Genomic DNA, 11,928 nt, shown 5'->3' with positions numbered 1-11,928 from the left:
ACCGTCTCACCCCGCCTTAGGGGTGAGGACCGTCTCGAAATCGAAGGCCGTCAGTTCGACCTTGCGCTCCAGCGCATAGCCTGCCGTGTCAAACAGATGGCAGTCACCGGCATTGATGCCGATGGTGATCTCCTCATCGACTTTCACCGGCGCGGAACCGGCAATCAGCGAGCAGAACGTCGTCTCATCATCCAGCGCCGCATAGGCGATGGTGTTGATGCCGAGGCGCTCGATCACGTTGGGGGCCATGGTGACGGACATATCGCCAGGTCCGAGAACGGTATGTTCGGGGCGGATGCCAAGCGTCAGCACCTTGCCCGCAAGCTGGGGACGGGATGCCACCGGAACCGTGATCGTCTGGCCGCGAAATTCCACCGTCACCCCTGCGTCGCTAACCGATAAGCAGTTCACCGGCAGGAAATTCATCTTCGGATTGCCGATAAAGCCGGCAACGAAGAGATTGCGCGGCTTGTGATAAAGCTCCAGCGGCGCCCCAACCTGGGCGATATCACCGGCATTCAGCACGACGATCCGGTCAGCCATGGTCATGGCTTCCACCTGATCATGGGTCACATAGATCATCGTCGCCTTGAGATCGTGATGAAGCCTTGTAAGCTCGATGCGCATTTCGGAACGAAGCGCTGCATCAAGGTTGGACAGCGGCTCGTCAAACAGAAAGATCTTCGGCTTGCGGACAATGGCCCGGCCAATGGCGACGCGCTGGCGCTGGCCACCGGACAGCATGCCCGGCTTTTGCTGCAGCCGCTCTTCAAGCTGCAAGATCTTCGCCGCCCCCTCGACACGGCCCCTGACCTGAGGCTCGGCCATTTTCTGCACCCGGAGCGGAAAGGCGATATTCTCGTAAACGCTCATATGCGGGTAAAGCGCGTAGGACTGAAACACCATGGAAATGCCGCGCTTGACCGGCGGCAGATTGTTGACGCGGTCGCCATCGATGGTGATGTCGCCGCCGGAAATGTCCTCCAGCCCGGCAATCATGCGCAGCAGCGTTGACTTGCCACAGCCCGACGGGCCGACAAATACGACAAACTCGCCCTCGTTGACATTGAGATCGATGCCCTTGATGACATCGTAAATCCCGTAATTCTTGTAGATTTTCTTCAGTTCAAGCTGTCCCAACGGGCATACTCCTGGCAAAGGCGACCGGCCAACATCGATCATGCCGCCGCCCGGAATTGCCATTCCGGGCGGCGATTGGATTATTTGTAGTCTTCGATTTCTACAGATGTCGCCTTCAGCGCATCGGCGGGTTCCTTGGAACCGATGACGACGGACTGAACCATGTCGATCATGGAATTCTGGAAGGCCTGATAATCGGTGAACAGCGGTTCGGGACCCCCGAATTCGATGCCGTCGAGGAAGGGCTTCCAGGACGGGTCAGCCGCGACCATATCCGCAACACCGGGAACCGGGCGCAGCGGCGTCAGACCGTGGGTCTTTTCATAATAGAACTGGTTGTCGGGATTGGTCAGCCACTTGGCGAGGCTGATGGCCTGATCTTCAACGCCGGAACCATCGAAGACGGCGAGGCTGTCGGTGATCAGCAACGTTCCGGGACCCTTGGCTTCCGGCCCCAGCGGCAGCGGTGCAACGCCCCAGTTGAGCGTGTCGTTGACCCGCTTGCGCACCCACGGGCCCTGTTCGATCATGGCAACCTTGCCGTCATTGAAGAGCGGCGTCAGCTCGTCCTGCTCGTAGGCGGTCGGGCCTTCTTCAGAAACATCGACCATTTTCTTGTACCACTGCAGCGCCTCAAGGTTCTGCGGTGTGTCGAGCACGATATTGCCATCGGCATCGATGACCTGGCCGTTATTGGTGTAAACCCAATGCAGGAACTGGTGCATGGTGTTGTCGAAGCTCTTGGCCGTCAGGCCGAAACCGGCAACGCCGGTCTTGTCCTTGATGGTCTTGGCCATGTCATACATTTCCTGCCAGGTCTTCGGCGGCGTATCGGGATCAAGCCCGGCTTCCTTGAACAGGTCCTTGTTCCAGTAAAGCGCCTTGGTGGAGAAGGCCACCGGAACGCCCCACTGCTTGCCGTCAAAGCTGACCGTATCGACAATATGCGGATAGTAGCTCGCCTTTTCCTCGTCTGTCATCGGGATCGGCACGATCAGGCCATTCTCGGAAAGCTGTTTCAGCGTGCGCGAGCCCATATAGGCAAGGGCAACCGGCGTACCGGCAGCGGCCATGTTGGTGGCCTTTTCCTGGCACTGGCCCCAGCCAACCACTTCCGTTTCGACCTTGTAGCCCGGATTGTCAGCTTCCCATTCGGAAATGAACTTGTCATAGCCTTCGGCCAGCGTATCACCGCACTGGATCATCGACACGACCTTGTCATCCGCCGACGCGGTGTAGGGCGCCGATGCGACCATCAGCAGTGATGCCACACCAAGGCATAAATGTTTCAAACGCAGTTCAGACATATTGATATTCCCCTTATGTCTTTCGTCCGGTTCTATGTAACCCGTGGACGTTGCGGGCTCTTCCAGGTGACCGCCGGCATTTCGCTTCGGCTGTCCTTTATCCCGGCGCTCGCCATGATCGTTGTCATGGTTCTCCCGAACGCCGGTTGTGCCAGAGGCGGCATCTCCGCCCTGTCAGGTTTTCACAGCGCCCGCCGTCATGCCGGCGACGAGATAGCGCTGAAGGAAGACAAAGACGATGAAGACCGGCAGAATGCCGACGAAACTGGCCGCCATCAGCTCGTTCCAGATCACCTCCTGACGCCCGAAAAAGGCGTAGAGGCCGACAGGCAGCGGCATATATTCCGTCTTCGAATTGAAGGTCAGCGCATAGATGAATTGCTGCGCATAGATCGTCAGGAAAGAAGCAATCGAGACAACGGCAATGCCCGGCATGGCGAGCGGCACGATCACCCGGCGGAAGGTGTAAAACCGGCTGGCGCCATCGACCAGCGCCGCCTCCTCCAGCTCGCGCGGGATGCGCAGCATATAGGTCCGAAGCAGCCAGATCCCGGTCGGGATGACGAAGGCCACGCCCGGCACGATCATGGCGAAATAGGTGTTGATCAACCCGAAGGACCGCATCAACCGGAACAGCGGGATCAGAAGCACCGCGCCGGAGAACATGTTGACCGCCAGAAAGGCACCGAGCAGCGGACCACGGCCGCGAAAATCAAACCGCGCAAAGGCGTAAGCAGCCGGCGTGATGAAGATCACCGCAAGCAGCGTTCCGACACCGGCGATGAAAATCGAGTTGAGGATATAGCGGCCGAGCAGCGGTACGCGCTTCCACATGTTGAAATAGGCATCAAGCGACCCCTCCTCCGGCCAGAACTTGTAGGGCGAGGAAAACAGGTGGTTGAGCGGCTTCAGCGACACCATGAAGCCTTCAACGAAAGGCGCCAGCACGAAGCAGAGAAACAGTGCAAGCCCTGCATATATGCCGATCAGCTCGTACCAGCGGTAGTGATGAATGCGTGCGGTCGGTTTCATCGTGCGGCCTCCCCGGAAAAGCGGCTGACACTGCGGAAATAGACGAAGCTGAACAGCGACAGGAAGATGCAGATCATCACGGCACGCGCAGCACCCGCGCCGAATTTGTAGGAGCCAATTGCCACCTTGTAGGTATCGATGATCATGGTCGTGGTCGCATTGGACGGTCCGCCCTTGGTCAGGATCCAGATGATATCGAAGGAATTGAAGGTCGAGATCAGCGACAGCATCGACATGGTGACCATGGCCGGCACGATCAGCGGCAGGGTGATGCGGCGGAAGCGATAGAAACGGCCGGCGCCATCGGTCCAGGCGGCTTCGTAGAGATCGCTCGGGATCGACTGCATGGCGGCCAGAAGATAGATCGTCACCATCGGCACGCCGATCCAGACATCGGTAACGATCGTGGCGAAGAAGGCCGAAGTTCCAGTTGCCAGGATCGGGAAAGGCCCATCGAGAATGCCGACACGCTGGAGGATGCCGGAAATCATGCCGAACTGGCCGTTATACATCCAGCCCCACATGAAAATGCCGATCGCCATCGGCACGATCCAGGGTGGCATGGTGAGAACGCGGAAGATGGTCTTGCCAGGAACGGCTGCGTTCAGAAGCGAGGCACCGGCTGTGCCGATCAGCATTTTCAGCCCGACCGACAGGAAGGTCCAGATGAAGGTCCTGACGATCACCGAGCCGAAACCGCGTTCGAAAATCTTGATGTAGTTTTCCAGGCCAACCCAGTCATAGGTCCGTTTCAGCGAGGCATCGGTGAAGGAGAGTTTGAACGTGTCGACCAGCGGATAGGCGACGATCAGCAGAAGATAGAGCAAAGCGGGAAGCAGCAGGGCCCAGGCGAAGATGACGGCGGAGCGCTTGTGATCCATTTCCCGCCCCCTCAGCCAACTGATCCGGTGACGGCCGCTTCACCATGAAGAAGCGCGTCATAATGAGCAAATATGGGCTGTAGATCGATGACCTTGCGCTCATTCCTCGCCTCATCCATGGCCAGCGCCAATATTCCGGCCTCGATGGCATCCAGGGCCGAGACCGGCAGCGCCGCGCCATTCTTGATATGGGCGATCACATCCTGCGCCATCTGTTCGTCGGCGCCATAATGCGCCGAACGTTCCGAGGGGGAGGAATAGGTCTTACCGATCAATCGGGCACTGGTGCGGGCATCATGAACATTGAAGAAGCCGCGGACGAAATCCCCCTCGGCCATGCCCTTCGCACCGATAACGCAGAACCGGCGAAACTCATCCGGAACATTGAGATTGGTGTGAAACGTCATGGCCACACCATTTTCATATTCAATCGTTGCGGTCTGGTAATCGATGATGTCGGCATCACTGTCGAACACCTTGTCAGACCCCATCCAGCCGCTCGGCTTGCGATAATAGACCTCCATATCGTTAATGCCGCTCGCCTCGGGCGCATTGGCGGGAATAAAGCTCTTGCGTCCGCCAAAGCTTGCGACATAGCGCGGGCGCGCGCCGACAACGCCATTATAAAGGTCGAGGTCGTGGCAGCATTTCTCCAGCATGAAAGACCCGGAATAGCGGGTGTATCGACGCCAGTCGCGCATAAAAAAAGCGCCGTGATAAGGCGCTATATGTTCAGAGGCTTCGATCGACACCACATCGCCGAGCATGCCTTCGGACTGGGCGCGGCGCAGATCGCGATAAAGCGGCGAGTAGCGCAGCACGAGGCCGACCAGCAGCCGGTCATGACCGTAAGTATTAAGCAGCGCTGCCAATGCAAAGCTTTCCTCGATGGTGGTGACAATCGGCTTTTCGGAAAAGACCGTCAGCCCCGCTTCAAGTCCAAGCCGGATATGTTCCAGATGCATGTGGTTGGGCGAGCCGATCATCAGAAGATCAAAGGTTTCATTTTCGATCAGCGCTTCCGGCGTCTCATAGGTCCGGCCCGGCGCAATGTCGAAATCCTTCAGAGCCTGCAGACCGGCAGGCTGCGGGTCGACATGCCCTACAATCTCGAAATCGGGTTCCATTTCATGAAAAACCGTCCCGAGATAACCAAGACGGAATCCGAGCCCGATAATGGCGACCTTCATAGCAGTTTGTTCCCACAGTTTTCGTAATTTATTTTCTTCAGACTGGGACAAACTCCCGAATTCGTCAATTAATTTTCACAGAAAATTCCGGTCTGTGAAAATCATTTTCATAATCGCCTGCGCAAGACATCGATATCGTGATGCGCCCAGCGCTCCGCTACCCGGCACATCGGCCAATTGCACGGCCACCCGCTGTTGCCGCAGACATGACACCACCATCGGCCACAACAGCGCCCGCACGGCGACGACTAGCTTTGCGCACGCGGCAGCATACCTCATGTCGCAATGCCTGAATCCAACGCGTCGGATCGCATCATATTATAGTCTAATTCATATCTCTTAATCCGAAATCGATTCACAATAAATATATACAAAGAAAAAATAAAGAAATATTCTCAAATATCGGAAGCATAAATATAGGAAATCATTAGATATAGATCTTATAAACTGTAATCTGTACACTCGACGATAGAGGTGTAAAGGATGTTTCGGCAATTTATTCGATTTTATAAATCGAATTCAGACAGAGAAAAGAAAATATATCTGTCAAAAAATGCCCTGGCAACTGGTCCGCAGGCAGAGGCGCTGAACGCTGCCTCCACCCAATCTTTCTTCAACTTCAACGGAAGGTGAAAACGCATGAGTGGTATCTCTTTCAAGCATCGTGAACCCATCGGCTCCAGCACATTCCCAATGCCCGGCGACGCCGTCGATATTCAGGAGATCGATCGCCGCCTCGCCAGCCCGGCTGGCCGCTTTAATGACGCAACGATCTATCTGCATATTCCCTTTTGCGACCAGATCTGTTCCTTTTGCGGTTTCAACAAAGCCGTCAGCAACGAGACAACCAAGGAACGATATGTCAATGCTCTGATCCGCGAGATCGCGCTTCAGGCACAATCCGCCTATGTCCAGTCGCTGCGCTTCGGCGCAGTCTATCTCGGCGGAGGGACACCAAATGCACTTTCGGCCGGGCAGCTTGGCCGCATTCTGGAGGCCCTTCACAACCATCTTCATTTCGATGACGGCATCGAAATCACCTGTGAAGGTATCATCCAGAATTTCACCCGGGAGCGCATTGACGTTCTCAAGGCGCATGGCGTCAACCGTGTCTCTGCCGGGATCCAGACCTTCGACCGTGCCATCCGCGAGGCCCATCTTCACATGCGTGATGGCCGCGAGGAACTGCTGGAAGGCATCGCGACGCTGCGCAATAACTTCAGCAATTTCAACCTCGATTTCATCTACAATCTGCCCAACCAGACCGACGCGATCTGGGAGGAGGACGTGCATCAGGCGCTGACCTCAGGCGCCACCCATCTGACGCTCTACCCTCTCGTTCTCCTCGAAAAGACGATCTTTTATTCGGACTACGTCAAGAACGGCAAATATGCTTCGCCCGAGGAAACGCGCGAGATTGCAATGTACCGCGCCGCCCTTAATCAGATTGCCGACAGTCCGTTCCGCAATCGCTATTCGGTGCGCGACTTCGCCCTGCCCGGGCGCGATTGCCGCTACATTCGCATGAATGCGGAATCCAATCATATTCTTGCTCTGGGCGCGGGCGCGCATGGCTATCTGGCGGGTTTCACCTACCGGATCATACGCTCAACCCAGCACTATATGGAGCATGTCGAGCAAAATGGCACGATCCCGTTCGACGCCATGCGCCTCGCCTCCACCGATGAGCAAATGCGCCGCTATGCGGTGATGGGGCTGCGCATGCGCAATCTTGACCTTGCTCCCTTCGAGGCACGTTTCGGCAGGGCCTTTTTCGACGTCTTCGCCCGAGAGATCGAAGATCTGTCCGAGGGCGGTTATCTCATCGCCGGCGACGGACGGCTCAACTTCACCGAAAAGGGCGATGTCTGGGCCAATAATGTGCGCACCCATTTCGAAGGCAAGGCCAGCACCAGTGTCGGCTACACCGATACCACAAGCATAGGCCAGGATGGCAAGACCCACTATTCCGCCATCAGCCGCATCAAGGCCTCCGGTGATGTCGAGGCCAATGCCTGAGATCGCTATACGCGCCCAAAACCTGCCATCCGGTGCGAACCGGGTGGCGGGGCGTTTTTGCAAACCAGGGACCGGATTGACGCTATCATGACGATGGAAATTGCAGTTATCGGCGCCGGGATTGCCGGTCTTGCCGCTGCCGGCAACCTGCTTCAGGCAGATCCCGAATGCCGTATCGCGATATTTGAACGGGAAAACACCGCGGGCGGGCGGCTCAAATCCTATAATATCGGCAGCAATCGCGGCATTGTGGAACTTGGTGCCGGCCGTTTCGACCCGGACGATCACCGCCGCCTGGCCGGGCTTGTCGCCCGTTTCAACCTGCCCACCAAGCCCTTCGACTATGTGCTTTCGCCGCTGCAGAACGGGCTGCACGACCAGGGACGGCAGATCCTCAACGGGCTTTGCGATGCACTTGAAGCGCTCTATCACGACATGCCGGCCCAGAAACGCCATGCCGTGACCTTTGAAAGCGCGGCGAACGCCCTGCTCGGTGCGCCAAGCTTTGCTCTGCTGGTGGATATGTGTGGCTATGACACATTCGCCCATCCCGATCTCAGCTTTGAGGAGGGGTTTGGACTGCTGCGGCACCACCCCGAAACAAATGCGCTCTTTTCCGGCAGCAGGCGGCGATGGTCAGCGCTCGCAGACGGCTTTTCCGCCCTCATCAGGGCGCTTGAAGGTGATCTTGCGCAAAAGGCCGACATCAGAACCGGCCACGAACTGGTCGAAATCGCCCCGGCTGCCAATGGCTACCGTCTGATATTTCAAACCCCCTTCGGCGAGCGCGTTCAGGAAACCCGGAAGCTGGTTCTGGCCCTGCCGGTCTCGGCCATGCGCCGGGTGAAGGGGCTCAACATATCTGTCTCCATCCGCGAACGGATCGGCTCCGTGCCGTTGATCAAGGCCTATTTCGCCTATCCGCAACGCTGGTGGCAAGGCCTGCAGGTGGAAGGCCGCTGCTTCACCACGGCCAGCATGTTCCGCAAGGTCTATTTCCCCGACGATGCAAGCTATCTGATGATTTACTGTGATGGCCACAGTGCCGAGCAACTGCGCGACAGCTTTCTCAATGACCCGCATCTGCATCAGGCTTTCGTTTCAGTCATGCGCGATGCCCTGCCCTTTGCCACCCCGACCGACCGCGTACCGCCGCCAATCGACCACGGGCATGTTTTCTGGCCGCACGGCATCGCCTTCTGGCGCAGCGGGATCAACCTCGTCCCCTCGGGATGCTGGCGCATCGGTGAGAATGCTGTGATCTGCTCCGATCTTTTCACCAAGCGGCCCGGCTGGATCGAGGGCGCTCTGGAAAGTGCCGAGCACCTGGCCGAAGCGCTTCTTTCACAGCGCGGCACGGCCGCATCTCTGGTCGCACACAATGACAGTTCTCAACAGATGACAAGGACATGGCCCTCATGAACAAGCCCGAAACATCCGCTTTCGCCGCGACCGCAGACACAGCGCAAAAGCCGGTCGTACTGACCGGCGACCGCACGACAGGCCCGCTGCATCTTGGCCATTATCTCGGCTCGCTCAAAAACCGCCTCACATTGCAGGAAAGCCATGACCAGTATGTCATGCTCGCCGATGCCCAGGCACTGACCGACAATATGAGCGATCCGGCCAGCGTGCGCGAAAATGTACTTTCGGTTGCGATGGATTATCTGGCAGTCGGCCTTGATCCGGAAAAGACGACGATCTGCCTGCAATCCGCCCTGCCCGCTCTCCCGGAATTGTCGATGCTCTATCTCAACATGGTGACGGTCGCCCGGCTTGAACGCAATCCCACCATCAAGGATGAGATCAGGCAGCGCGGTTTCGAGCGCGATATTCCCGCCGGCTTCCTGTGCTATCCCGCAGCGCAGGCAGCCGATATCACCGCATTCAAGGCAACGGCAGTGCCGGTCGGTGAGGACCAGCTGCCGATGATCGAGCAGACGAACGAAATTGTTCGGCGCATCAATCGCCAGGCCGGTATCAAGGTCTTGCCGGAAGCCGCAGCGATACTCTCCCGCGTGACCCGGCTGCCCGGTATTGACGGCAAGGCAAAAATGTCCAAATCGCTGGGCAATGCCATCGCCCTTTCGGCCAGCCCGAAGGAGATCCGCCACGCGGTGAAAATGATGTTCACCGATCCCGACCATCTGCGGGTCAGCGATCCCGGCAAAATCGAGGGCAATGTCGTTTTCACCTATCTCGATGCTTTCGACCCCGATCGTGACGCTATCGCAGCGCTCAAAAGTCATTATCGGCGCGGCGGGCTTGGCGACGGGGCGGTCAAAGCACGGCTTGAATCCCTTCTGCAGGCGGAACTCGAACCGATCCGCGAGCGCCGGACCCGTTTGGAAGCCTGTCCTGACAGGGTGCGCGACATCGTTGCAGAGGGAACGCGCCGCGCGCGCCAGACCAGCCAGCAAACGCTCGATGCGGTGAAATCCGCACTCGGTCTTTTCTGCCTCTAGCGCTGCACACGCTTACGCTGGCCAAAGACACGGCAGGCGGCTTTTCCGGACGCCGCAGCAACGCTCGCATCCTTGCTGATCCTGCCCCCTGTGCTAGAACTTCTCCGCCTTGATCCGAACCGCACCGGCGTTGCCAAAATGGTGCAAGGGCGCATCTCGCAGCAAGGCCTGCGGGGCGCCCGCCGGGTCCATTGAGCCAAAGGGGATTTCCGCCGCCTGCCAGCGGGCGGAAAAATATGAGGAGCCAGAAGACATGCCCGCACCGAAAAACACCTTCAAACAGGCCCTGAACGACCGCAGGCCGCAGATCGGCCTTTGGGCAGCGCTTGCCAGTGCCTATACGACAGAGATCCTCGGCGGCTCCGGTTTCGACTGGCTGCTGATTGACGGGGAACATGCCCCCAACGACCTGCCGCTGCTGTCCGCCCAGGTTCAGGCGCTTGCCGCCTCCCCGACCCACCCGGTGGTGCGCGTACCGATCGGCGAGGCCTGGATGATCAAGCAGGTTCTCGATATCGGTGCCCAGACCATTTTGGTGCCGATGGTGGAAACAGCACAACATGCCGCCGCCATGGCGCGGGCGATGCGTTATCCCCCTCAGGGCATGCGTGGCGTCGGCGCAGCACTTGCCCGCGCCTCGGCCTTCGACCGCATTCCTGACTATCTTGCAACAGCCAATGACGAGATCTGCCTGTTGCTGCAGGTCGAAAGCCGTGCCGGCCTTGAAGCCATTGATGCCATTGCCGCCACCGAAGGTGTCGATGGTGTCTTTATCGGTCCTTCCGATCTCGCCGCCGATATGGGCCATCTCGGCCAGCCCGAGGCACCGGAAGTCCTCAAAGCCATTGAACATGGCATTGCCCGGATCCTCGCAAATGGCAAGGCAGCCGGCATTCTCACCGGAAACCGGACATTGGCAAAACAATATCGAGACATGGGCTGCACCTTCGTGGCCGTGGGCACAGATGTCGGCATTCTGGCGAATGCCAGTGCATCACTGGCAGCCGAATTCAAGGACGGCACGGCAGCACCTTCAGCAAGCAGCTATGGCTGATGCCTGACGCTCCCCCCGCCCGCGACGACGCTTTATCTCACAAGCAAGATCGCCCAAGCATCGTGTAATCGGGCAACAACCGGCCTTCATCAGGAGTGAGAATGTGGCAGCGGCGAGCAGAACAGCAAAGGTTTATGAAGCACTGCGGCAAGCCCTGCTCGACAGTGTCTATCCGCCGGGCGGCAAATTGGCGATCATTCATCTGGCGGAGCATTATGGGGTCAGCGCCGGCGCGATACGTGAAGCATTATCGCGGTTGACATCTGACCGCCTGGTTGTCTGCCAGCCTCAACGCGGCTTCATTGCCGCACCTGTTTCCGCCGGCGACCTTATTGACCTGACAGAGGTCAGGATCGAGATCGAGACACGCTGTCTCAGACGCTCGATCGCCCTTGGCACGCAGGAATGGGAAGACCGGCTGATAAGTCTCTGGCGGCGGCTGTCACGCACGGTATGGCTTGATGCCAACATGATGGACCGGAAGGAGTGGTGCCGCCTGCATGATGCCTTTCATGATCAGCTCCTGTCTTGCTGCGACAGCCGTTGGTGGCTTCAGTTGCGCGGCGAACTTTATACCCAAGCGGAGCGCTACCGGCGGATGACCCTGCCGATCGAAGGCGTCAGACGCGATATCAACGCCGAGCATCAGACAATCGTCACGCATGCGCTTGCGCGCGATGGCGAACGCGCCTGCCTGGCGCTGCGTGACCACCTGCAGCGAACCACCGATATCCTGCTAGCGTCCAACCCTTTGATACTACAAGAAGAACAGACAAGTGACAGTCACTGATACCATCCAGTACAGGCCGAGCAATATCATCGTTCCCTGAGGCGGGCGCC

General features: G+C 58.1%; 10 protein-coding genes. 5 read left to right on the top strand and 5 right to left on the bottom strand.

Going from position 1 to position 11,928, the window contains the following annotated elements:
• Positions 1–6: 6 nt before the first annotated feature.
• From FJU08_RS20305 to FJU08_RS20285, 5 genes are all read right to left on the bottom strand, one after another.
• Complete coding sequence (locus tag FJU08_RS20305; protein WP_141150889.1) at positions 7–1,140, bottom strand: ABC transporter ATP-binding protein; 1,134 nt, start codon at positions 1,138–1,140, stop codon at positions 7–9.
• 80 nt (positions 1,141–1,220) lie between these two features.
• The gene (locus tag FJU08_RS20300; protein ID WP_141150888.1) at positions 1,221–2,447 is read right to left on the bottom strand and encodes an ABC transporter substrate-binding protein; all 1,227 of its coding nucleotides are present in this window, start codon (positions 2,445–2,447) and stop codon (positions 1,221–1,223) included.
• A 174-nt stretch (positions 2,448–2,621) separates the two neighbouring features.
• Positions 2,622–3,479, bottom strand: coding sequence for a carbohydrate ABC transporter permease (locus FJU08_RS20295; protein ID WP_141150887.1), 858 nt, complete (start codon positions 3,477–3,479; stop codon positions 2,622–2,624).
• Complete coding sequence (locus FJU08_RS20290) at positions 3,476–4,360, bottom strand: carbohydrate ABC transporter permease (protein WP_141150886.1); 885 nt, start codon at positions 4,358–4,360, stop codon at positions 3,476–3,478. Before FJU08_RS20290 ends, FJU08_RS20295 begins: the two co-directional genes overlap by 4 nt.
• Before the next feature lie 11 nt (positions 4,361–4,371).
• Positions 4,372–5,550: a Gfo/Idh/MocA family protein gene (locus FJU08_RS20285; protein ID WP_141150885.1), complete on the bottom strand. Its 1,179-nt coding sequence runs from the start codon at positions 5,548–5,550 to the stop codon at positions 4,372–4,374.
• A 639-nt stretch (positions 5,551–6,189) separates the two neighbouring features.
• On the opposite strand from FJU08_RS20285, the gene FJU08_RS20280 reads away from it, so the two are divergent.
• From FJU08_RS20280 to FJU08_RS20260, 5 genes are all read left to right on the top strand, one after another.
• A complete protein-coding gene (locus FJU08_RS20280; protein WP_141150884.1) occupies positions 6,190–7,569 on the top strand; it encodes a coproporphyrinogen-III oxidase family protein in 1,380 nt (459 codons plus the stop codon).
• 87 nt (positions 7,570–7,656) lie between these two features.
• Positions 7,657–8,991: an FAD-dependent oxidoreductase gene (locus FJU08_RS20275; protein ID WP_141150883.1), complete on the top strand. Its 1,335-nt coding sequence runs from the start codon at positions 7,657–7,659 to the stop codon at positions 8,989–8,991.
• The gene (gene trpS / locus FJU08_RS20270; protein WP_141150882.1) at positions 8,988–10,034 is read left to right on the top strand and encodes a tryptophan--tRNA ligase; all 1,047 of its coding nucleotides are present in this window, start codon (positions 8,988–8,990) and stop codon (positions 10,032–10,034) included. Before FJU08_RS20275 ends, trpS begins: the two co-directional genes overlap by 4 nt.
• A 253-nt stretch (positions 10,035–10,287) precedes the next feature.
• The gene (gene hpaI, locus FJU08_RS20265; protein WP_141150881.1) at positions 10,288–11,088 is read left to right on the top strand and encodes a 4-hydroxy-2-oxoheptanedioate aldolase; all 801 of its coding nucleotides are present in this window, start codon (positions 10,288–10,290) and stop codon (positions 11,086–11,088) included.
• 103 nt (positions 11,089–11,191) lie between these two features.
• On the top strand, positions 11,192–11,878 hold the full coding sequence (locus FJU08_RS20260; RefSeq protein WP_141150880.1) for a GntR family transcriptional regulator: 687 nt from the start codon (positions 11,192–11,194) through the stop codon (positions 11,876–11,878).
• Positions 11,879–11,928 lie beyond the last annotated feature (50 nt).

The organism is Martelella alba (assembly GCF_006516955.1).
Lineage (GTDB): Bacteria > Pseudomonadota > Alphaproteobacteria > Rhizobiales > Rhizobiaceae > Martelella > Martelella alba.
Note: the sequence above shows the minus strand (reverse complement) of the source record. Positions and strands in the feature narration are given on the sequence as shown.